We start from the raw sequence: 22,925 nt of genomic DNA on the forward strand, positions 1-22,925 counted from the left end.
GCCGTGGCCCCGCCCACCATCGCCGCGTCCGGCCACGGCGCGGCGCATGCCTCCCGGGCGCTGCGCGCGATCGTGATGCGCGAGCTGGTCAAGTTCTGGCAGCAGAAGGCGCGGCTGCTGTCGGCACTCGTGCGCCCGGTGCTGTGGCTCGCGGTGTTCGCGGCCGGCTTCCGCAACGTCTTCGGCGTGGCCATCGTCGAGCCCTACGACACCTACGTGCCCTACGACGTCTACATCGCGCCGGGCCTGATCGGCATGGTGTTGCTCTTCAACGGCATGCAGTCCTCGCTGGCCATGGTGTACGACCGCGAGATGGGCCTGATGCGGCTGCTGCTGACCGCGCCGCTGCCGCGCTGGTTCCTGCTGTTCTCGAAGATGCTGGCGACCACGCTGCTGAGCCTGGTGCAGGTGCTGGCCTTCGTCGCCGTGGCGGCCCTGCTGGGCACCACCTTGCCGATGGCGCCGCTGCCGCTCCTGCATGCGCTGGCGGCTACGCTCGTGTCGGCGCTGATGCTCGCATCGCTGGGCCTGCTGCTGTCGGTGTACGTGCGCCAGCTCGAGAACTTCGCCGGCACGATGAACTTCGTGATCTTTCCGATGTACTTCCTTTCCACGGCGCTCTACCCGTTGTGGAAGCTGGAGGAATCGGGCGCGACCTGGGTGTACCGCGCCGCGCTGTTCAATCCGTTCACGCATGCGGTCGAATGGATTCGCTTCGCCCTCTACGGCAAGGACCCGGGCGCCGCGCCGCTGGTCGTCTGCGCCACGCTGCTGGTGTGCTTCGCGCTGGCCTGCTGGGGCTACGACCCGCAGCGCGGCTTCGGTGGGCTGACGCAGCGGGGCTCCGCGTGAAGCGGCGCACGTTGCTGCAGGCAGGCGTCGCCGCGGCCGCGGCCGCCGCCGCCACCGCCGCCACCGCTTCGTGGGTTCGCGCCCAGCGCGGGGCCGACGACTTCCCCGTGCGCCCCCTGTTCCTCTGGGTGCCCTGGACGGCCGGCGGCGGCACCGACATCACGTTGCGCGTGCTGGCCGAGCTGGCGGGCCGCGTGCTCGGCCAGCGCATCGTCATCGAGAACCGCGGCGGCGCCGGCGGCACGCTGGCGATGCCGATCCTGCAGAACGCCGCGGCCGATGGCTACACGCTGGCGCAGATGCCGCAGCCGGTGTTCCGCGCGCCCTTCACGCAAAAGGTGACGTGGGACCCGATCCGCGACACCACGCCGATCCTGCAGGTGAGCGGCGTCACCTTCGGCCTGCTGGTGCCGACCGACAGCCCGTTGCGCAGCGTGTCCGACCTGCTCGACTACGCCGCGGCACACCCCGGCCAGCTGGCCCTGGCGACCAACGGCGTGGGGACCACGCCCCACGTCGCGCTCGATGCCCTGTTCGCCAGCCGCGGTCTGCGCTACCTGCACGTGCCCTACAAAGGCGCGGCCGAGCAGATGATCGCGCTGTCGGCCGGGCAGCTGATGGCCGGCGTCAATGCCAACGGCTTCGCGCCCTTCGTCGACACCGGCCGGCTGCGCCTGCTCGCGACCTTCGGCGCCGCGCGCAGCAAGCGGTGGCCCGAGGTGCCGACCATGAAGGAGCTGGGCCACGACATCGTCGCGATGTCGCCGTACGGCTTGGCCGGGCCGCGGGGCCTGCACCCGTCGATCGTTCAGCGCCTGCACGATGCCTTCAAGGCGGCCCTGTTCGACCCCCGGCACATCGCCGAACTGGGCCGCTACGACCAGGAAGTCGCCTACCTCGACAGCGCGGAATACGGGCGCAGCATGCGTGCGGCGCTCGCGGCCGAAAAACAGATCGTGGAGCGCCTGGGCCTGGGCCCGGTGTGACGACGGCGATGCGGCGCTGGTGGTTGACCTTGTGCCTGGCGCTGCTGTCCGCAGTGACGGCCATCGCCCATGCAGGCGTGTTGACACGCACGGACATGCAGAAGGCCTTTCCCCCGCCGCTGACCGTGGGCGAGAAGGACACGCAGTTGCCCGTGTGGCCGATCTTCAAGCAGGACGCGACCGCCCAGGTGCTGGCCGGCTACGTCTTCGAGTCGATCGACTTCGCGCCCATTCCGGGCTTTTCGGGCACGCCTTTCAACCTGCTGGTCGCGCTCGATCCCAAAGGCGTGTTCCTCGACGTGCGCGTGCTGTCGCAGCACGAGCCGGTCTTTCTCGAAGGGCTGGGCGAGGCGCCGCTGCTGGGCTTCGCGGCGCAGTACAAAGACCTGTCGCTGCAGCAGAGCATCAAGATCGGCTCCAACGCCAACCGTGGCGAAGCCCTCGGCAGCGCCAACGTCTACATCGACGGCGTGGCGAAAGCGACCGCATCGGTGCGCATCCTCAACCAGAGCCTGCTCTCGTCCGCGCTGCGGGTGGCGCGCGCCAAGCTCGGCTTCGCGGCGGGCCGCGACCCCGAGCTGGTCGCCCGCGTGCGGCGCGACACCTATGCGCCGGCGAGCTGGCAGCAGCTGATGGAGGCCGGGCTCATCCAGCGCGTTCGGCTCTCGCAGGATGCGATCGAGAAGGCCTTCCAGGGCAGCGGGGTCGAGCGCTCCGCTGCCACCGTCGCGTCCGACCCCAGCACCGAGCTGTACGTCACCTACCTGAACTCGCCGCTGGTCGGGCGCAATCTGATGTCCGAAGCCGGTTGGCAGCACCTGCTCGGGCGCATCGATGCGGGCGACCACGCGCTGCTGGTGATCGCCGCCGGCCCCAACACCTTCGTCGGCGACAAGTTCGTGCGCGGCGCGGTGCCCGACCGCCTGAGCCTGAAGCAGGGCGAGCTGCCGATCGAGCTGCGCGACCTCGACCTCGACGACCCGCTCGCGCTGCCCGCCGAGCTGCGCCGTGCCGATGCCAAGGTGTTCCGCGTGATCGGCCCGGCCGGGCTGGACCCTTCGCGGCCGCTCGACCTGGCCCTGCGCGTGACGCGTGAGAAAGGCATGGTCTACCCGGAGCGCGTGAGCCGCAGCTTCCCGCTGCCCTACGCCATGCCGGCGGACCAGTTGCTGCAGCCCGACGCCGACAACAAGCGCTGGCACGACATCTGGCGCGGGCGGGCCTGGGAGCTGGGCGTGCTGGCCGGCGCCTTGCTGCTGCTGGCGCTGGTGCTGGCCCGGCCCTGGTGGATCGTCGCCAGCCCGGCGCGCCTCGCGCGCCTGCGCACCGGCTACCTCGTCTTCACGCTGGTCTTCATCGGATGGTTCGCGCAGGGCCAGCTGTCGATCGTCAACATCACGGCGCTGGTGCAGGCCGTCGCGGCGGGGCGCGACCTGAGCTTCTTTCTCTACGACCCGATGACGGTCGCGCTGTGGGCTTTCGTCGCGCTCACGCTGGTGGCATGGGGCCGCGGCACCTTCTGCGGATGGCTGTGCCCTTACGGCGCGATGCAGGAACTGGTGGCGCAGGCCGCACAGTTCGTGGGCATCCGGCGCATCAAGCTGCATCGCGGCCTCGACGCGCGGCTCAAGTGGATCAAGTACGGCGTGCTCGCGCTGATCGTGGTGCTGGCCGTGGTGTCGCCGACGGCGGCCGACCGCGCGGTGGAAATCGAGCCCTTCAAGACCGCCATCACGCTCGGCTTCGATCGTTCGTGGCCCTTCGTGGCGTGGGCTGCTGGCCTGCTGCTGCTGAACGTGTTCGTCTACAAGGGCTTCTGCCGCTACCTGTGCCCGCTGGGTGCCGGCCTCGGGCTGCTCGGCCGCGTGCGGCTGCTGCGCTGGATTCCGCGCCGCGCCGAATGCGGCACGCCCTGCCAGACCTGCCGCCATCGCTGCGAATACCAGGCCATCGAGCCGAGCGGCGCGATCGTCTACGAGGAATGCTTCCAGTGCCTGGACTGCGTGGCCATCCACGACAGCCCGGAACGCTGCGCCCCACTGATCGCCAGGCGGCGCAACCGCGTCATCGCGATTCGGCCCTTGCCGGCAGCGGCGGGAGCGCAGGCATGAGGCGGCGGCAATTGCTGCGGGCCACGATGGGCCTCGGTGCCCTCGCGGGGTTGTCGCGCGTGTCGCCGGCCACGCACGCCGCCGCCTGGCGGCAGCGCTCGTTTCTCGCCTTCGGCACCACGCTCATGCTGCAGGCGGCGCATGAGGACGTCGGCGTGCTCGATCGCGCGCTCGATGCCGCGGTGGCGGCCCTGCGCCGCGTCCATGGCCAGATGAGCCTGTTCGACCCCGACAGCGCGGTCTCGCGATTGAACCGCGACGGCCACCTGAATTTGCCGCCGGCGGAGCTGGTGGAGATTCTCGGCATCGCGCATGCCGTGTCGCGCGACAGCGAAGGCGCGTTCGACGTGACGGTGCAACCGCTGTGGACCGCGTTCGAATCGGCGCAACGCGCGGGCCGCCTCCCCGAGCCCGGCGAAGTCGCGGCCGCACGCGCGCGCATCGACTGGCGCGCGCTCGACGTCTCGCGCCGGCGCATCCGCTTCGACATGCCGGCGATGGCCGTCACGCTCAACGGCATCGCGCAAGGCTACGCGGCGGACCTGGCGCGCACGGTGCTCGCGAAGCACGGCATTCGTCACGCGCTCGTCGACGCGGGCGAGTTCGCGCCGCTCGGCCGCAACAAGGCGTCGCGTCCGTGGGCGCTCGGCATCGCGGACCCGCACGAAGAGCAGGCCCTGATCGCGCGCCTGATCACCGACGGCCGCTGCGTCGCGACCTCGGCCGACAACCTCACCGCCTTCAGCGCCGACCGCCGGCATCACCACATCTTCGACCCGCGCACCGGCTACTCGCCGCCCTCGCTGTCGGCCGTGACCGTGGCGGCGCCCAGCGGTGCGATCGCCGATGCGCTGACCAAGGTCTTCTTCGTGGCCGGCCCTGCGCAGGCGCGCGTGGTGGCGCGGCGGTGGAACGTCGACGCGCTGTGGGTCGACAAGTCGGGCCACTGGGCAGCCACGCCCGGCCTGCTGCTCGACACGCGCGACGGCGCCGCGCCGCCCGTTCAGGTGCCGAAGGTGTAGCGCATCCCCACCCAGACCGCGCGCGGCGCGCCGGGCGACACCAGGCTCGCGCGGCTCACCGGGAAGTCGCCGTTGGCGTTCTGCGGCAGCCCGCGCGCGATGTACGCACCGTTGGCCGTGAAGCCGTTGGTGCCGAGCTGCCCGCCGGTGGCGTACTTGCGATTGAACAGGTTGGCGACCTGCACGAAGAACTTGAGACCCGGCCGCGGCTTGTAGTCGACGCCGAGGTTCACCACCGCATAGCCGGCCGTGCGCCCCGGCCCGGTGTAGAACAGGCCGTCGGGCACGTGGCGGCCGTTCTCGTTGCCGCGCAAGTTGGCGCCGCTGCTCGCGAGCATGTCCAGGCCGATGCGCCATTGCGCGCTGGGCGCGTAGTCGGCGTACAGCTTGAGCACCTGTCGCGGCAGCATGGGGATGCGGTCGCCCGGGCGGATCTGGATGTTGCCTTCTGTGCCCGGGAATCCGGCCGCCGCCTGGTCGTTGCTGTTGTTGCCCGAGCCGCCGACGGTCTCGGCGGTGCGGTAGGTCGCGTCGAGCAGCATGAGGTTGCCTCCGACCGACAGGCCCTCCGCGGGCGTCGCCTGCAAGCCGAGTTCGATGCCCTGCCTGCGGGTCTTGCCGAAGTTCTTGAAGTAGCCGAAGCCGCTCGAATCGTCGGCCACGAAGAGCAGGTCGTCCTTGTTGTCGGAGCGGAACACGCCCGCGTTCCAGGCCAGCCCGGGCGGGGCCACGCCGCGCAGGCCGGCCTCGAAGGTCGTCGTGACCACCTGCTTGAGCGGCGGGTCGCCCGCGAAGGAGTTGGGCAGCTTGCAGGGGCTCGCGGGGTCCGCGCAGCCCAGCTCGATGGCCGTCGGCGCGCGGCTGCCCTGGTTGACGCCGGCGTAGAGCGTCACGCTGTCGGCGGCGGCGAAGGTCAGGCCCACGGCCGGATTGAAGCGGCTGAAGGTGTGGCGGCCATCGAGCGAACCGGGTCCGCCGCCGGGCGTGATCTGGTCGGTGGTGCGCACGGTCGTGCGGTTGTAGCGGCCCGAGAGCGTGAGGTGGGTGCGCGGGTTGAACGCGATGGTGTCGCTCGCGTAGAGGCTGGCCGTGCTCGTGCGGCTCGACAGGTCGACCCGCGCGTCGAACGCGTTCTCGGAGTCCTGCGTGCCGTCGGCGAAGGCACCCGGGCCGAACACCGGCGTGATGCTGCGATCCGCGTTGATGTAGCCGAATTGCGAGCTCTGGTTGAAGCGCACGCGGCTCGTGTCGTAGGCGGCGCCGAACACCAGCGCATGCCCGATGCCGCCGGTCGTCGCCGCCCCCGAGATCTGCCCGGCGAGGCCGGTGTTGTGCTGCTTCGTCTCCGTGCGGTTGACGAGGCCGTTGCATTTCTCGCCGGGCTCGGTGTTGAGCAGGGCGTTGGCGATGCAGCGCCAGCGCGGGAACGGCGTGTTCGTCGCGGTCGCGCCGCTCGTCGGGTACCCGGTGAAGCCCGCGGCCTGCAGGGCTGCGCGCTCGCCTGCGCTGGGCTGGTACACCGATTCGCTGAAGGCCTCGTCGTTGACGTCGCCGTTGTAGGTGCGGGTCTTGATGTCGCGGTGGTAGAGGTTGCCCGAGAAGGTCCAGCGTTCGTCGAGCGCCTGCGTCATCGAGAGGTTCAGGAAGGCCGATCGGTTCTTGGTGCTGTCGGGAATCGTGCGCACGCTGGACCAGTCGCGCCGCAGGGCGCCCAGCTCCTGCGTGCCGTTGCCGGTGAGGTCGTTGTCGGCGAGGGCAGTGGTCAGCGACACGCTGCCGTCGCGCGTGGTCCTGCCGACCTTGGCGAAGAGCTGCGTCACGTCCGACGGTGATTCGCGGCGCCAGCCCTTTTCGTGGAAGCGGTTGCCCGTGACGAACCAGTTCCATCCGCTGTCCTTGTCGCTGCCGCCGGTCTCGAACTCGATCGCTCCGCGGTGCCAGGAGCCACCCATCGCCTGCACCGACGTGCCGGGGTTGCTGAGGCCGTCCTTGGTCTGGATCGCCAGCGCGCCGCCGAGCGTGTTGAGCCCGAACAGCGGGTTGCTCCCCGGCATCAGGGTGAGGGTCGAGATCGCCGAGCGCGGAATCAGGTCCCAGCTCACGACGTCGCCGAACGGCTGGTTGAGCCGCACGCCCTCCATGAAGACCGACAGGCCCTGCGGCGTGCCGAGCAGCGGCGACGCGGTGAAGCCGCGGTAGTTGACGTCGGGCTGGAAGGGGTTGCCCTGCGTCTCGTTCACCGTCACGCCGCCGACGGCGCGCGTGAGGTAGTTCGTCAGGTCCGGTGCGTGCAGGTCGTCCAGATCGGCGCCGGTGGCCGTCTGCACATTGCTCGGCACCTGGTCGCGCGGCACGTCGAAGCCAGGCAGCGGCGCCGTTGCGACGACATCGACCGCCGGCAACTCGCGCGGCGCGCCGGCATCTTGCGCGAGTGCTGCGGTCGACTGGCAGAACATGAGGCTGGCGGCGGCCAGCGGCGCCATGGCGAAGGTGGGAAAGCGTGCGGTGCGGTTCATCGAATGTGTCTCCTCGGGGTTGTCCAGGCGCGCTGGTGCGCCATGGCCCAAGGTAGAAGGAATGCCGCCGTGGAGACAGGGAAGAATTCCCGCGTGTGCCCTCAACATCCGACGGGCTGGATCAACCCGTGGCGAATCGCCAGGTGCGCCATCGCCGCCGTCGTGCCGATGCCGAGCTTGTCCTTGATGAGGCTCTGGTGGTTCGACACCGTCTTGGGGCTCAGGTGCAGCGAGCGCGCGCAGTCGGCCAGCGATTCGCCGCGCGAGAGGATCTGGAAGATCTCGAACTCGCGTTGCGTGAGCGACTCGAAGCCCGGCGCATCGAGGATGCCTTTGAGCAGGCGCTGCGGCAGGTCGGGGCTCAGGTAGCGGCGCCCGCCGATCACCGCATGCACGGCATCGATGAGGCAATCGGGCGCGCTGCTTTTCGACACGAAGCCGCGCGCGCCAAGTTCGAGCGCGCGCTGCACGAGCATGTCGCTGTCGTGCATGCTGAACACCAGCGTGAGCGCGTCGGGTGCGCGCTCGCGCAGGCGGCGCACCAGCTCCAGTCCGCTGGGGCCCGGCATCGACAGGTCGGTGATGGTGATGTCCGGCGCGTGCCGTGCGTACAGCACGCAGCCTTCGTCCACGTTGCCGCCCTGCGCCACCACGGTCATGTCGCCGCCCTGCTCCAGCAGGTGCTGGTAGCCGGCGCGCACCACGGGGTGGTCGTCGACGAGCAGCAGGCGGATCACGAGACGCCCTCCTCGTGCCGGGTCGACGTCGGTGTCGGTGCCGGTGTCGCTGTGCAAGCACGCGTGCGCATCACCGGCAGCTCGAGCCTTACCTGCGTGCCCATCCCGGGCGTGCTGAGGGTGCAGAACATGCCGCCCAGCGCGGCCGCCCGTTCGGCGGCGCCCATCAGACCGAAGCCGCGGCCTCGTTGCGACGCGGAGAAGCCGTTGCCGTCATCCACCACGCGCAGCGTGATGCCGCCCGGCGTCGCCGCGAGGTCGACGGCCACGTGCCGCGCGCTCGCATGCCGCACGACGTTGGTCAGCGCCTCCTGCGCGACGCGGAACGCGGCGGTCTCGACCGCCTGCCCCAGGCCGCCGACGTCGCCCTCGTGGCTGAAGCCGCATCGGGTTCCGGTGCGCGCAGACCAGTCTTCGCAGAGCGCGGCCAGCGCCGCGACCAGGCCGAGCGAATCGAGTTCGGCCGGCCGCAGTCGGCGAAGCAGGCGGCGCACGCCTTCCTGCAGCAGCTCGGCCGACGACGAGACGCGCGCCGCGGCATCGCCCGCCTGGTCCAGCGAACGGGCGCGCTGGATGCAGGCGGCTTCGAAGCGGATGGCCGTGCAGTGCTGCGCCAGCTCGTCGTGCAGCTCGCGCGCGACCGCGAGGCGCTCGCTTTCCTGCACGGTGATGAGCCGCTGTGTCAGTTCGCGATTGCGTTCCAGCAGCTGCGTGGCCTCGGCGCGCCGGCGCCACGCATACCAGGCCAGGCCGAGCGACAAGGCCATCAGCGCGAACGGCAGTTCGTCGATCTGCCAGGCTTCGTGCCGCGCGAACACCCGCGCCAGGCGCTCCTGCAGTTCGAAGGCGCTCGAGAGCAGGAAGGTGCCGACCACGATCGCGAGGACCCAGACCAGGTCGCCGCGCCGCGCGGTGCCGAACTCGCACCGTGCCGCGCGAAGGCGCCCTGCCGTGCCTCGACGTGCGGAACGCGGGGCCGTGGGCGCCATGGTCGGGCTCAGCCCGGTTTCTGCACCCATGCCATGCACCAGCCTTCGGCCGCGATGTGCTTGCGGCCGAACATCGAGCAACCGGCCCACGGGTCGGCGGCCGCGCCTTGCCACAGGCCGCAGTTGTTGCAGCGCTGCGTCGCGGCATGCTTGGGGTACTTCTTCGCATCGACCTTCTTCGTGTCGTGCTTGTAGCCCAACGCGACCGCAGTTTCATCAGCTTCTTCGACGCGCGTGGCGGACCAAGCCGCACCGGGCACGCAGGCCACGGCACAGGCGCCGCCGGCCAATCGAAGGGCAAAGCTTCTCCGTGTGGCCTTGGCGGCCACGTCGTTCATCGTGGGGTTCATGGGCCAGCCTAGTTCGATGCGACCTTGGTCGAGGTGGCGGCACTCGCCGTGCGCGGCTTGCTGCTGCCGCCGCCACCGCCCGGGATCTTGAACACCCAGACCATGCCGCCCTGCTCGAGCAGGTTGACCTTCTTGGCCACTTCGCCGCCCCACAGCGGCACGGCACCGCCCCAGCCCGACACCACGCTCACGTACTGCTCGCCGCCCTGCATCCAGGTGACGGGCGGCGCGACCACGCCGGAGCCGGTCTGGAACTCCCAGACCACCTTGCCGGTCTTGGCGTCGGCGGCCTTCAGGTAGCCTTCGGGCGTACCCCAGAACACGAGGTTGCCGCCGGTGGTCAGCACGCCACCCCACAGCGGCGCGCCGTTCTTCACTTCCCATGCCAGCTTGCCGGTCTTGGGATCGAAAGCGCGCAGCGAGCCGATGTAGTCCTCGTTGAGCGGCTTGATCGTGAAGCCGGCACCCAGGTAGGCGGCGCCCTTCTTGTAAGCGACCGGTTCGTTCCAGATGTCCATGCCCCATTCGTTGGCGGGCACGTAGAACATCTTGGTGTCGGGGCTGTAGGCCATCGGCATCTGGTTCTTGCCGCCGAGGAAGCCGGGCGCCGCGAACACCGCGCTGCCCTTCTTGCCGCCGTCGCCGATGGTCGGGTCGCCCGGCCGGTTGTCGGCCACGAAATTGGGCCGGCCGGTCTTCATGTCGATGCTGGTGGCCCAGGTGATCTTCTTGACGAAGGGGAAGGCGTTGATCAGCTTGCCGGTGGTGGCGTCGTTCACGTAGAAGAAGCCGTTGCGGTCGGCCTTGCCGCCGACGCGCTTGCCGTCCATGTCGAAGGTGACGAACTCGTTGACGCCGTCGAAGTCCCAGCTGTCGTTGGGCGTCGACTGGTAGCTCCACTTGATCTGGCCGGTCTTGACGTCGATGGCGACGGTCGAGCACGAGTAGAGGTTGTCGCCCTCGCGCAGGTGGCTGTTCCACGGGGCCGGGTTGCCGGTGCCGAAGTACGCGAGCCCGGTCTTCGCGTCGTAGGTGCCGCCGAGCCAGGTGGCCGCGCCGCCCGTCTTCCACAGGTCGCCGGGCCAGCTCTTGTTGACGGTGCCGGAGACGCCGTTCTCCTTCTTGTTGCCGTCCTTGTCGTAGGTGTAGCCCATGTGGCCTTCGACGGTGGGCCGCGTCCACAGCAGCTTGCCGGTCTTCGGGTCGCGGGCCTCGACGCGGCCGACCACGCCGAACTCGCCGCCCGACACGCCGGTCAGCATCACGCCGTTGGCGATGATGGGCGCGGCCGTGGCGGAATAGCCGGCGGCGTAGTCGTCGATCTTCTCCTTCCAGACCACGTCGCCCGTGGCCTGGTCGAGCGCGACCAGCTGCGCGTCGAGCGTCGCGAAGATCACCAGGTTGTCGAAGAGCGCGGCGCCGCGGTTGACCACGTCGCAGCAGGGCATGATGCCCTCGGGCAGGCGGTGCTCGTACTTCCACAGCTTCTTGCCGGTCACGGCGTCGAGCGCGAAGATGCGCGAGTACGAGGCGGTGACGAACATCTTGCCGTTCATGATGACCGGCTGCGACTCCTGCCCGCGCTGCTTTTCGCCACCGAACGAGAACGCCCACACCGGCAGCAGTTTCGCGGCATTGCCGGCGTTGACCTGCTTGAGCGGCGAGTAGCGTTGGCCCTGGGTGTTGATGCCCCAGGTCAGGATGTTGCCGGTGGCCGTGGCTTCCGACTGGATCATCTTGTCGGTGACCTGGGCATTGGCGGCGGCGCCGGCCAGGCCGAGGGATATGAGCGCAGTCAAGAGCTTCAGTTGCATGGTGTCTCCTTGCGGGGTGGATCGTGGTCGTGGATGCGCTCGCCGAGCGCGCCCTCCACGCTTCGAAGGGGCAAGTGCCGTGCCATGCAGCGCAGCCGTCGAACGTGGCGATTCGGGTCGTTTCGGGCTGCTTCCGGCCGTGCCTCGTGCGGGTTTTCCCCTTTCATTGCTACAAGGTTGAACAGTGCGCAACGGGCATGCGTGGCATCGCGTCACACAGCAGCGCCATGCTGCGCCGCGCCATGGCCGGTGGAACAATGCGCGCATGACCACGCCCACGCCCACCACCGCTGCCTTCGGCAGTTGGGATTCACCGATCACCTCGGAACTGATCGCCACGGCGCAGACCTCGCTGGCCGATGTGCTGGTCGATGGCGAGGACATCTACTGGCTGGAGGGCCGCCCGGTCGAGGCCGGCCGACAGGTGCTCGTGCGCCTGGGAAGCGATGGAACGCCCGTCGACGTCACGCCGGCGCCCTTCTCCGTGCGAACCCGCGTGCATGAATACGGCGGCGGCTCGGTGGCGGTGGCCGGCGGCACGGTCTGCTTTTCGAACTTCGCGGACCAGCGGCTCTATCGCCTCGACCGGCACGATGCCGGCAGTGCCCCGGTCGCGCTGACACCGGCGACGAAGGGCGCGGCATTGCGCTACGCCGATGGGCAGATCGATCTGCGCCGGCAGCTGTGGATCGGCGTTCGGGAAGACCATCGCGACGCAGACCGGGAGGCCGTCAACACCCTCGTCGTGCTGGGCCTGAACACCGAAAGCGAAGGCGTGCCGATCGTGCAAGGCAACGACTTCTACGCATCGCCGCGCCTGAGCCCCGATGGCACGCGGCTCGCATGGCTGGCCTGGCACCACCCGCACATGCCCTGGACCTCGACCGAACTCTGGGTCGGCGAGTTCGACGGCGAGTCGGTGTCGAACGCGAGTCGCGTGGCGGGCGGACCAGGCGAATCGGTGTTCCAGCCCGAGTGGTCGCCCGACGGCCTGCTGCACTTCGTGTCGGACCTGTCAGGGTGGTGGAACCTCTACCGGCGCGGTGCCGACGGCGGCATCACCGCTCTGTGCCCGAAGGCCGCGGAATTCGGGCGGGCGCAGTGGGGCTTCGGCATGTCGACCTATGCCTTCGTGTCGCCACGGCAGGTCGTCTGCGCGTACGTCGAGAACGGCTTCGGCCGACTCGCGCGCCTGGGCCTGGACGACGGCACGCTCGCGCCCGTCGAGCTGCCGTGGACGGAGTTCGCGTCGCTGCGCGCGGGCGGCGGCCGGGTCGTGTTCAAGGCCGGTGCGGCGGCGCTCGCGGGCGCGGTCGTCGTGCTCGACCCTGCGAGCGGCGACGCGAAGGTCGTCAAGAGCGAATCGAAGATCACCGACGATCCGGCGCTGCGCGCGCATCTCTCGGTGCCTCGCCTGATCGAGTTTCCGGTGCCCGGCGGCGCAACGGCCTTCGCGCTGTTCTACCCGCCCTGCAACCCCGGCTTCCGAGCATCGCCCGGCGCACTGCCGCCGTTGCTGGTCCGATGCCACGGCGGCCCGACCTCGTCGGCCTCACGCAGCCTGGACCTGCGCATCCAGTTCTGGACCAGCCGCGGCATCGCCGTGGTCGATGTCGACTACGGCGGCAGCACGGGCTATGGCCGCGACTACCGCAACCGGCTGAACCTGCAATGGGGCATCGTCGACGCGCGGGACTGCGCGGCAGCCGTGGCCTTCCTCGTCGACCGGCAAGAGGTGGACCCAGCGCGCACGGTCATCACCGGCGGCAGCGCGGGCGGGTTCACCGCCCTCACCTGCCTCACGCACCCGGACCCTGCCGTGCGCGCGCGCTTCAAGGCCGGCGGCAGCCACTATGGCGTGAGCGACCCCGCCGCGCTGGCACACGACACGCACAAGTTCGAATCGCGCTACCTCGACTGGCTGATCGCGCCGCTCTCCGAAGCGCAGGCCTACGTCGATCGTTCGCCCGTGCACCACGCCGACCGGCTCGATGCGCCGGTCGCCTTCTTCCAGGGTGCGGAAGACAAGGTCGTGCCGCCGAGCCAGACCGAGGCGATGGTCGCGGCGCTGCGCGCGCGCGGCATCTCGGCGCTGTACCTGCTGTTCGCGGGCGAGCAGCACGGCTTCAGGCAGGCCATGAACATTCGCTGGGCGCTGGACGCGGAGTTGTACTTCTACAAGGCGCTGGTCTGGACGCCATAAGCGCCTAGCCGCCCGTCGAGCCGGCCTGCCATCCACCGCCCAGCGCCTGGATCAAGGCCACGGCCGCGTTCTGCCGGTTCACTTGCAGCTGCAGCACGGTGCGCCGCGCATTGAGTGCGGATGCCTGCGCGGTCACCACGTCGGTGAAGTCGACCTGGCCTTGGCGATAGCGGTTGAGGAATTGCTGCTCGGTCTTGTCGGCCGCTGCCGAGGCCTCGCGCCGCAAACCTTCCTGCTGCGCGAGGCTGGCGCCGGCGGTGAGCTGGTCCTCGACGTTCTGGAAGGACGTGAGCACCGTCTGCCGGTAGCGCGCCACCGCGGCTTCGTGCGCGGCCTTGGCCTGGTCGACCTGTGCGCCGATGGCGCCGGCATCGAACACCGTCTGCGCGACCGACAGGCCCAGCGACCACAGCATGTTCGATGCGTTGAACAGGTCGCCGACGCGGCTCGCGCTGCTGCTGAGCGCGGCGCTCAGGCCGAAGTTGGGGAAGTACGCCGAGCGTGCGACGCCGATCTGCGCGTTGGCCGCGGCCACCGCGCGCTCGGCCGCGGCGATGTCGGGGCGGCGCTGCAGCAGCGTCGAGGGCACGCCGGTCGGGATGCCCGGCACCACGGGCCGCCAATCGGCCTCCACCGGCAGGTTGAAGTCGGCGGGCGCCGACCCCACCAGGACGGCGATCGCATGCTCCAGCGTGTCGCGGCTGCGCTTGAGCACCACGCGCTCGGCCTGGGTGTTGACGTAGAGCGTCTGCGCCTGCAGCACGTCGGTCTGCGCCGCGATGCCGGCGTTGTAGCGGTTGCGCGCGATCTCGAGGCTGCGCTGGTAGCCTTCGAGGGTGATGTCGAGCAGGCGCAGTTCGGCATCGGCCTCGCGCAGCGCGAAGTAGTTGGTGGCGAGTTCGCCCACGGCCGACAACCGCGCCGATGCGAGGTCGGCCTCGCTGGCCTGAGCGCTGGCCTGTGCGCCGCTCACGGCCTGCCGCAGCCGGCCCCACACGTCGGGCGCCCAGTCGGCCTGCAGGCTGGCGCTCGACAAGTTGGTCGGCGACGTGTTGCGCGCGCCCGAACGGCGCACGCTGCCGCCGGCCGACACCTGCGGGAACAGCGCCGCGCGCTGCTCGCGCACCACCGCCTGCGCTTGCGCGTAGCTGGCGACGGCGGCGGCGATGTTCTGGTTGGACACCTGCACACGGCCGGCCAGGTCGTCGAGCGCCGGGTCGCCGAAGAGCTTCCACCATTCGCCGCGATCCAGCGCGTCTGCCGGAGCGGCGGGCAGCCAGCCTTCTGCCGCGGGGGCTTCCTTCCAGGCTGCAGGCAAGGCGGACGACGGCGGCTCGTAGGCCGGGCCGGTGGCGCAGCCGGCCAGCAGGCAGGCCAGCAGCACGGCGGCGGCAACACGCCGGGGCGGGTGAGACGAAAGGGTCGAGAGCGTCATGGTCGATGCAATGGGTACTGCGGGCCGCGCCGTCACAGCAGCCCCTGGGAAGAAGGCGAAGGCGCGTGCTCGGGGTCGCTGGACGCGCGGCTCAGGAATTTCTCGTTGGCGGGCCGGCGGCGCACCTTGTCGAGCAGCACGTAGACCACCGGCGTGGTCAGCAGCGTGAGCAGCTGGCTCGCGATCAGCCCGCCGATGATGGCCACGCCAAGCGGCTGGCGCAGCTCGGCGCCTTCGCCGAAGCCGATGGCCAGCGGCAGCGCACCCAGCGCGGCGGCGAGCGTGGTCATGAGGATCGGACGGAAGCGCAGCAGGCAGGCCTCGCGCACCGCCTCGACCGCGGTGAGGCCGCGCGCGCGTTCGGCCTCGAGCGCGAAGTCGATGATCAGGATCGCGTTCTTCTTGACGATGCCGATCAGCAGGAACACGCCGATCAGCGCGATGATGGAAAACTCCATGCGGAAGAGCAGCAGCGCCAGCACCGCGCCCACGCCGGCCGATGGCAAGGTGGTCAGCACCGTCACCGGATGCACGAGGCTTTCGTAGAGCACGCCCAGCACGATGTAGATGACGATCAGCGCCGCGAAGATCAGCATGAGCTGCTGCGCCTGCGACTGCTGGGCCGCGAGCGCCGTGCCCTGGAAGCTGCCGCGCACGTTGATCGGCATGGCGATGTCGGCCTCGGCCGCCGCCACGATGCGGCGCGCATCGGCGATGCTCACGCCGTCGGCCAGGCTGAACGACACGGTGCTCGCAAGCTCGGTGTCCTGGTGGTCGATGGAGCTCGGCACCGCACGCTCGCTGATCTTCACGAAGGCCGACAGCGGCACCATCGGCGTGGTGGTGGTGGCGATCTGCTGGCCGGCCGACGAGGTGCGCGAGGCCGGATTGGCCGAGGTGGTGGTGGAGGTGCCGGTACTCGAATCGGTGTTCTGCTGCACCGAGCTGGTGACGGTGGCGCCGCTGGCCGTCGTCGCGGTGTTGATCGTCGAGGGCACGTACAGGTCCTTGAGCGCGATCGGCGCGCGCTGGAAGCGCGGGGCCCACTCCATGATCACAGAGTACTGGTTGAGCTCGTCGTAGATGGTCGCGACCGAGCGCTGGCCGTAGGCGTTGTAGAGCGCTGCGTCGACCGCGCTCGAGGTCACGCCCAGGCGTGCGGCGGCATCGCGGTCGACTTCGACGAAGGTCTCGACGCCGTTGGCCGAGTCGTCGCTGTCGATGTCGGTGAGCGCGGTTTCCTGGCGCAGGCGATCGGCCAGCTTCGCGCTCCATTTGCGCAGGTCGTCGAGGTTGTCGCTCTTGAGCGTGTACTGGTAGCTCGAATTGCTCGATCGCCCGCCCATGCGCAGGTCTTGCACCGGGAACAGGAAGACGCGCAGGCCGACCAGCTGGTTGAGTTGCGGCCGCAGCCGGTCGATGACGACCTGGGTCTTCTCGGTGCGCTGGCTGCGGGGCTTGAGGTTGACGTACATGAAGCCGCCGCCGGCACGCCCGCCGCCGGAGAAGCCCGTCACCGAATCCACCGCCGGGTCTTTGCGGATGATGTCGACCGCCTGGCGCAGCTTCTCGGCCACGGCGGTGGACGAGATGCTTTGGTCGGCGCGGATGCCGGCGTTGAGCTGGCCGTTGTCCTGCTGCGGAAAGTAGCCCTTGGGGATGGCGTTGAACAGGTAGACGTTGAGGCCGATCACGGCCAGCAGCACCAGCATGACGACGCCCTTGCTGGCCAGCGCCCAGTCCAGGCTATGCGCGTAGGAGCGCATGGTCCAGCGCCAGGCGCCGTCGAGGCGGCGGCCGAGCCAGGCGCGCACGCGGCCGGGCTTCTTGCCGGGGCCTTCTTCGGCCTCGCTGCGCAACAGCATGGCGCACAGCATCGGCGTGGTGGTCAGCGAGATGACCAGCGAGATCATCACGGCGGCCGAGAGCGTGACGGCGAACTCGCGGAAGAGCCGGCCCACCTGCCCGCCCATGAACAGCAGCGGAATGAACACCGCCACCAGCGACAGGCTGATCGACAGCACCGTGAAGCCCACCTCGCGCGCGCCGCGCAGCGCGGCCTCCATGCGCTTCATGCCGGCTTCGACGTGGCGTGCCGTGTTCTCGAGCACCACGATGGCATCGTCGACCACGAAGCCGGTGGCGACCGTCAGCGCCATCAGGCTCAGGTTGTTGAGGCTGAAGCCCAGCAGCTTCATCACGCCGAAGGTGCCGAGCAGCGAGACCACCGTGGCCACGGCCGGGATGATGGTGGCGCGTGCCTTGCGCAGGAACAGGCCCACCACCAGCACCACGAGCACGATCGAGATCATCAGCGTGGTCTCGATCTCGCGCAGCGAGGCGCGGATGGAGTTGGTGCGGTCGGAGGCGACCTGGATGTCGATGTCCTGCGGCAGCTGCGCGCGCAGCTCGGGCATGAGGTTGCGCACGCCGTCGACCGTCTCGATGATGTTGGCGCCGGGCGCCTGCGTCACCAGCACGATGACCGCTGGCTCTCCATTGAAGAGGCCCTGGGTGCGCGTGTTCTCCACGCTGTCGATGACGCGCGCCACGTCGCCCAGGCGCACCGCGGCGTTGTTGCGCCAGGCGATCACCAGGTCGCGGTAGTCGGCGGCGCGGCGGCCCGGGGCGGGCGTGTAGATCTGCAGCCGGCGGTCGTCGCTTTCGATCGCGCCCTTGGGCCGGTTGGCGTTGTTGGCCTGGATGGCGGCACGCACGTCCTCGGTGCTGATGCCCATGCGGTTGAGCGAGAAGGGCTCCAGCTCCACGCGCACCGCGGGCAGCGAGCCGCCGCCGATCTCGACCTCGCCCACGCCCTCGACCTGCGACAGGCGCTGGCTCACGATGTTGGACACCGCTTCGTAGATCTGGCCCGGCGTGCGCGTCTTGGACGTCAGCGCGAGGATCATGACCGGCGCCGAGGCCGGGTTGCGCTTGCGATAGGTCGGGTTGCTGCGCAGCGTGGCCGGCAGGTCGGCGCGGGCCGCGCTGATGGCGGACTGCACTTCGCGCGCGGCGCTGTCGATGTTGCGGCTCAGGTCGAACTGCAGCGTGACGCGCGCCGAGCCGCTGGAGCTGGTCGAGGTCAGTTCGTTGACGCCCGGGATGACACCGAGGCGGCGCTCCAAGGGCGTCGCAACGCTGGAGGCCATGGTGCTCGGGCTGGCGCCGGCCAGGCTGGCCTGCACCGAGATGGTCGGGTAGTCGACCTGGGGCAGCGGCGAGACGGGCAGCGCGAAGAAGGCGACGATGCCCGAGAGCGCGAGGCCGATGGTCAGCAGGACCGTGGCGATGGGGCGCTCGACGAAGGGGCGGGATAAATTCATGACCCCGCCTTGCTCCCTCGCCCTCTGGGAGAGGGTTGGGGTGAGGGCACCGGGCGGTGGCTACTGGCGTGCGTGCTCAGAGGCCCGGCGCCCTCACCCCTGCCCTCTCCCAGAGGGAGAGGGAGCAAAGCCCAGCCCCGTTCCGACGGGGCAGAAAGCAAGTCCGGGCAGTGCTCAAGCTGCATGCGCTGCATCACGCTTCCCCCCGAACCTGCGCCCCATGCGATCGAAGGCCAGATAGATCACCGGCGTCGTGAACAGCGTCAGCACCTGGCTCACCACCAGTCCGCCGAAGATCGCCAGCCCCAGCGGCCGGCGCAATTCGGCGCCCTCGCCCCAGCCGAACATCAGCGGCAGCGCCGCGAAAAGCGCCGCCAGCGTGGTCATCAGAATGGGCCGGAAGCGCAGCAGCGCCGCCTGGTGAATGGCCTCTTGCGGCGACTTGCCCTCGTTGCGCTCGGCGTCGATGGCGAAGTCGATCATCATGATCGCGTTCTTCTTGACGATGCCGATCAAGAGGATGATGCCGATGATGCCGATCACCCCCAGGTCGTTGCCGGTGACCATGAGCGCCAGCAGCGCGCCCACGCCGGCCGAGGGCAGCGTCGACAAAATGGTGAGCGGATGGATGTAGCTTTCGTACAGCACGCCCAACACGATGTACACGCACACCACCGCCGCCAGGATCAGCCACAGCTGGTTGGTGAGCGACTTCTCGTAGGCCCCCGCCGCACCCAGGAAGTTGAGCCGCACGCTGGCGGGCAGGCCGATTTCCTTGGCCGCGGCACGGATCGCCGTCACCGACTTGCCCAGCGCCACGCCGGGCGCGGTGTCGAAGCCGACGGTGGCCGACGGGTACTGCGCCACGCGCGTGATCGCGAGCGGCGCCAGCTGCTCGCGGATGGTGGCGATGGACGACAGCGGCGTCGGCGTGCCCGCGCCGGTGCGCAGTTGAAGGTTGCCCAGCCCCTGCGGCGACGCCAGCGCCTCGCGCTGCGCTTCGAGGATCACGCGGTACTGGTTGGTCTCGGTGAAGATGGTGGAGACGATGCGCTGGCCGAAGGCGCTGTAGAGCGCGTCGTCGACCGAGCTGGCCGTGACCGACAGCCGCGAGGCAGTGTTGCGGTCGACGTCGACATACGCGGCCAGGCCCTGGGCGCCGGCGTCGGTGGTGGGGTTGCGCACCTGGGGCACGGCGCGCAGTTGCTCGACCAGCCGCTTGGCCCAGCCGTTGACGATGGCGGTGTCCACGCCTTCGAGCGCGACGCGGAATTCGGTGGGGCCGGTCTCGGCGTCGATGGTCAGGTCCTGCGTGGGCTGCAGGTACAGCGTCACGCCCGCGACCGCGCGCACGCGGTCGCGCAGGCGCTGCATCACGCTGGCCTGGGCGTCGCGGCCCTCGCGTAGGTTGATCAGCATGCGGCCCGTGTTGAGCGCGGTGTTGTTGGCTGCATCGACGCCCACCACCGAACTCAGGCTGCGCACGTCGGGGTCGGCGAGGATGGCCGCGGCCGCCGACTTCTGCAGCTCGGCCATGCGCAGGTACGACACGTCCTGCGCGGCCTCGATGCGCGCCTGCAGCTGGCCGGTGTCCTGCGTCGGGAACAAGCCCTTGGGAATCACGACGTAGAGCAACACGGTCAGGGCCAGCGTCAGCGCCGCCACCACCAGCGTGATCGGCTGGTGGCGCAGCACCCATTGCAGCCAGCCGTCGTAGCGGGCGATGACGCGTTCGAAGAAGGCATGCACGCGCGCACCGAAACGGCCGCCCTCTTCCGCCTGCGGCTTGAGCCAGCGCGCCGCCATCATGGGCACCAGCGTCAGCGAGACCACGGCGGAGATGAGGATGGTGATGGCCAGCGTCACCGCGAACTCTCGGAACAGCCGCCCCACCACGTCGCCCATGAACAGCAGCGGGATCAGCACCGCCACCAGCGACACCGTCAGCGAGATGATGGTGAAGCCGATCTGCGTCGCGCCCTTGAGCGCGGCCTTGAAGGGGTGCTCGCCCTCCTCGAGGTAGCGCGCGATGTTCTCGATCATGACGATCGCGTCGTCCACCACGAAGCCGGTGGCGATGGTCAGCGCCATCAGGCTCAGGTTGTTGAGGCTGTAGCCCAGCAGGTACATGATGCCGAGCGTGCCGATGAGCGAGATCGGCACCGCGATGCTGGCGATGACGGTGGCACGCAGGCTGTGCAGGAAGAAGAAGATCACCAGCACCACCAGCAGCACGGCCAGGGCCAGTTCGAGCTGCACGTGGTACACCGAGGCACGGATGCCGGTGGTGCGGTCGCTCAGCACCTCCACCTTGAGCGCGCCGGGCAGCGAGGCTTCGAGTTCGGGCAGCTGCTTGCGGATGGCATTCACCGTACCGATGACGTTGGCGCCGGGCTGCCGCTGCACGTTCAGGATGATGGCCGGGTACAGGCTGGCGTTGTGGTCGTCGCGCGACTCGGCCCGCGCTGAGGCCCATGCACCCAGCTGCGTGTTCTCGGCACCGTCGACCACGCGCGCGACGTCGCTCATGCGAACGGGGGCGCCGTTCTTCCACGCGATGATCAGGTTCTTGTAGTCGGCCGCCGTCAGCAGCTGGTCGTTGGCGTTGATGGTGTAGGCGCGCTTGGGGCCGTCGAAGCTGCCCTTGGCGCTGTTGGCGTTGGCGGCCGCGATGGCGGTGCGCAGCGTGTCGAGGCCGATGCCGACCGAGGCCAGCATGTTCGTGTCGGCCTGGATGCGCACCGCCGGCCGCTGCCCGCCCGACAGCGACACCAGGCCCACGCCGCCGACCTGGCTGATCTTTTGCGCGAGCCGCGTGTTGACCAGGTTCTGCACCTCGGTGAGCGGCATGGTCTGGCTGCTGACGGCCAGCGTGAGGATGGGCGCATCGGCCGGGTTGACCTTGGCGTACACCGGCGGCGCCGGCAGGTCGGCCGGCAGCAGCGAGCCGCCGGCGTTGATGGCGGCCTGCACCTGCTGCTCGGCGACGTCGAGCGTCTGGTTCAGCTCGAACTGCAGCGTGACGATGGACACGCCGTTCGAGCTGACCGAACTCATGCGGTCCAGCCCTGCCATCTGGCCGAACTGGCGCTCCAGCGGCGCGGTGACGGTGCGGCTCATCACCTCGGGGCTGGCGCCCGGGTACAGCGTTTGAACCTGGATGGTCGGGTAGTCCACCTGCGGCAAGGCCGCCAGCGGCAGGAAGCGGAAACCCACGAGGCCCGCGAGCACGATCGCGAGCATGAGCAGGGCCGTCGCCACCGGCCGCTCGATGAAGGGGCGCGACGGGCTCATCATGCGCTCACCTTCACTGCGGCGGGGCCTTGCGCCGGCGCTCGCCCTGACCTTGCCCGCGGGGGCCCGAGGCGCCAGGGCGCGGTCCGGTGACCGGCTTCTCGCCCTGCAGCACCACGGGTGCGCCGTCCTTCAGGCGGTCGCCGCCTTCGGTCACGACGAGTTCGCCGGGTTGCAGGCCATCGGTGATGGCGACCAGCTCGACCGTGGTCTCGCCGCGCTTCACCGTGCGCATCGACACCTTGCGGTCCTCGTTGATCACGTAGACGAAGGTGCCCTCGGGCCCGGTGCGCACCGCGGTCACCGGCACCACGATGGCGTCGATGGTGCGCAGCGTCATCTGCACGTTGACGAACTGGCTCGGGAACAGCGTGGTCTGCGCATTGCCGAAGCGTGCCTTGCCTTTCACCGTGCCGGTGCTGGTGTCGACCACGTTGTCGAGCGTGGAGAAGGTGCCGGTGTCGAGCGCGGTGGTACGGGTGCGGTCCATCGCCTTGACGACCAGCGGCTGGCCCTTGGCCAACTGCGCCTGGATGTCGGGCAGGCGGTCTTGCGGCACCGAGAACTGCACGTCGATCGGGTTCATCTGCGTGATCACGGCGATGCCGGTGGCGGCGTTGGCCGTCACCGTATTGCCGGGGTCGACCGTGCGCAGGCCGATGCGCCCGGCCACCGGCGCGGTGATGCGCGTGTATTCGACGTTGAGCTTCGCCGCGCCCTCGGCGGCGCGGTCGGTGATCACCGTGCCTTCGAGCTGCTTGACCAGCGCGGCCTGCGTGTCGACGTCCTGCCGCGCGATGGAATCCTGGCCGAGCAGCGTGCGGTAGCGTGCCAGCGTGACGCGGGCGGCTTCGAGCTGCGCTTCGTCACGCACGCGCGTGCCCTGGGCTTGCGCCAGCGCCTGCTCGTAGGGACGGGGGTCGATGCGCGCCAGCAACTGGCCCTTGGTGACCGTCTGGCCCTCGGTGAAGAGCACCTCGGTCAGCACGCCGCCCACCTGCGGCTTGAGGGTGATGGTGGCCAGCGGCGTGACGGTGCCCAGCGCGTCGATGGTCACGGGCAGCTGCTCGCGCTTCGCCACCGCGTGGCCGACGGTGGAACCGGCGGGGCCGCCGAAGCGGCCCGGGCCGGCGGCCGGCTCGTTGGTGCGCTTGATGAGGTACCAGGCGCCGCCTCCCAAGGCCAGCACCACCACGAGCGCCGCCAGGCTGCCCAGCCAGAGCCTGCGCCGCGAAGGCGGCCGCGGGGCCGGCGGTTCGGTCAGGAGGGCGGGTGGATACGGCTCGGGGG

Annotated in this window: 14 protein-coding genes; 5 read left to right on the plus strand and 9 right to left on the minus strand. The window is 69.9% G+C overall.

Annotated features, from left to right (window positions below; all coding sequences use genetic code 11):
- The first annotated feature begins 3 nt into the window (after window positions 1-3).
- The 4 genes from B0W80_RS25415 to B0W80_RS25430 are packed head-to-tail and all read left to right on the plus strand — an operon-like array spanning window position 4 to window position 4,971.
- Entirely contained in the window at window positions 4-852 is an 849-nt protein-coding gene (locus B0W80_RS25415) for an ABC transporter permease (RefSeq protein ID WP_373039063.1), read from the plus strand.
- On the plus strand, window positions 849-1,838 hold the full coding sequence (locus B0W80_RS25420) for a tripartite tricarboxylate transporter substrate binding protein (RefSeq protein ID WP_077001942.1): 990 nt from the start codon (window positions 849-851) through the stop codon (window positions 1,836-1,838). Before B0W80_RS25415 ends, B0W80_RS25420 begins: the two co-directional genes overlap by 4 nt.
- Complete coding sequence (locus B0W80_RS25425; protein ID WP_306171874.1) at window positions 1,835-3,949, plus strand: 4Fe-4S binding protein; 2,115 nt, start codon at window positions 1,835-1,837, stop codon at window positions 3,947-3,949. The genes B0W80_RS25420 and B0W80_RS25425 overlap by 4 nt, the downstream gene beginning before the upstream one ends.
- A complete protein-coding gene (locus tag B0W80_RS25430; RefSeq protein ID WP_077001944.1) occupies window positions 3,946-4,971 on the plus strand; it encodes an FAD:protein FMN transferase in 1,026 nt (341 codons plus the stop codon). Before B0W80_RS25425 ends, B0W80_RS25430 begins: the two co-directional genes overlap by 4 nt.
- On the opposite strand, the gene B0W80_RS25435 is transcribed toward B0W80_RS25430, so the two are convergent.
- The 5 genes from B0W80_RS25435 to B0W80_RS25455 all read right to left on the minus strand — a co-directional run bounded on the left by B0W80_RS25435 (window position 4,953) and on the right by B0W80_RS25455 (window position 11,377).
- The gene (locus B0W80_RS25435) at window positions 4,953-7,487 is read right to left on the minus strand and encodes a TonB-dependent receptor (RefSeq protein ID WP_083745637.1); all 2,535 of its coding nucleotides are present in this window, start codon (window positions 7,485-7,487) and stop codon (window positions 4,953-4,955) included. The genes B0W80_RS25430 and B0W80_RS25435 overlap by 19 nt on opposite strands.
- A gap of 101 nt (window positions 7,488-7,588) precedes the next feature.
- Window positions 7,589-8,224 (minus strand): response regulator transcription factor, encoded by a 636-nt coding sequence (locus B0W80_RS25440; RefSeq protein ID WP_077001945.1) that lies wholly within the window; start codon window positions 8,222-8,224, stop codon window positions 7,589-7,591.
- Complete coding sequence (locus B0W80_RS25445) at window positions 8,221-9,243, minus strand: sensor histidine kinase (protein ID WP_083745638.1); 1,023 nt, start codon at window positions 9,241-9,243, stop codon at window positions 8,221-8,223. The genes B0W80_RS25440 and B0W80_RS25445 overlap by 4 nt, the downstream gene beginning before the upstream one ends.
- Entirely contained in the window at window positions 9,222-9,563 is a 342-nt protein-coding gene (locus B0W80_RS25450; RefSeq protein WP_077001947.1) for a high-potential iron-sulfur protein, read from the minus strand. The genes B0W80_RS25445 and B0W80_RS25450 overlap by 22 nt, the downstream gene beginning before the upstream one ends.
- Before the next feature lie 8 nt (window positions 9,564-9,571).
- Window positions 9,572-11,377, minus strand: coding sequence for a PQQ-dependent methanol/ethanol family dehydrogenase (locus tag B0W80_RS25455; RefSeq protein ID WP_077001948.1), 1,806 nt, complete (start codon window positions 11,375-11,377; stop codon window positions 9,572-9,574).
- Between the two features lie 265 nt (window positions 11,378-11,642).
- On the opposite strand from B0W80_RS25455, the gene B0W80_RS25460 reads away from it, so the two are divergent.
- A complete protein-coding gene (locus B0W80_RS25460; RefSeq protein WP_077001949.1) occupies window positions 11,643-13,580 on the plus strand; it encodes a prolyl oligopeptidase family serine peptidase in 1,938 nt (645 codons plus the stop codon).
- A gap of 4 nt (window positions 13,581-13,584) precedes the next feature.
- Here the strand turns inward: B0W80_RS25460 and B0W80_RS25465 are convergent, their stop codons facing one another.
- The 4 genes from B0W80_RS25465 to B0W80_RS25480 form a co-directional block, all read right to left on the minus strand.
- A complete protein-coding gene (locus B0W80_RS25465; protein ID WP_077001950.1) occupies window positions 13,585-15,015 on the minus strand; it encodes an efflux transporter outer membrane subunit in 1,431 nt (476 codons plus the stop codon).
- 32 nt (window positions 15,016-15,047) lie between these two features.
- Window positions 15,048-18,341, minus strand: coding sequence for an efflux RND transporter permease subunit (locus B0W80_RS25470; RefSeq protein ID WP_077001951.1), 3,294 nt, complete (start codon window positions 18,339-18,341; stop codon window positions 15,048-15,050).
- Between the two features lie 174 nt (window positions 18,342-18,515).
- Window positions 18,516-21,635, minus strand: a complete 3,120-nt coding sequence (locus B0W80_RS25475; protein ID WP_077001953.1) for an efflux RND transporter permease subunit — start codon at window positions 21,633-21,635, stop codon at window positions 18,516-18,518.
- 13 nt (window positions 21,636-21,648) lie between these two features.
- The gene (locus B0W80_RS25480) at window positions 21,649-22,899 is read right to left on the minus strand and encodes an efflux RND transporter periplasmic adaptor subunit (RefSeq protein WP_083745640.1); all 1,251 of its coding nucleotides are present in this window, start codon (window positions 22,897-22,899) and stop codon (window positions 21,649-21,651) included.
- Window positions 22,900-22,925 lie beyond the last annotated feature (26 nt).

Origin of the sequence: Variovorax sp. KK3 (genome assembly GCF_001984055.1) — a bacterium.
In the GTDB taxonomy this organism is placed as follows: Bacteria; Pseudomonadota; Gammaproteobacteria; order Burkholderiales; family Burkholderiaceae_C; genus Variovorax.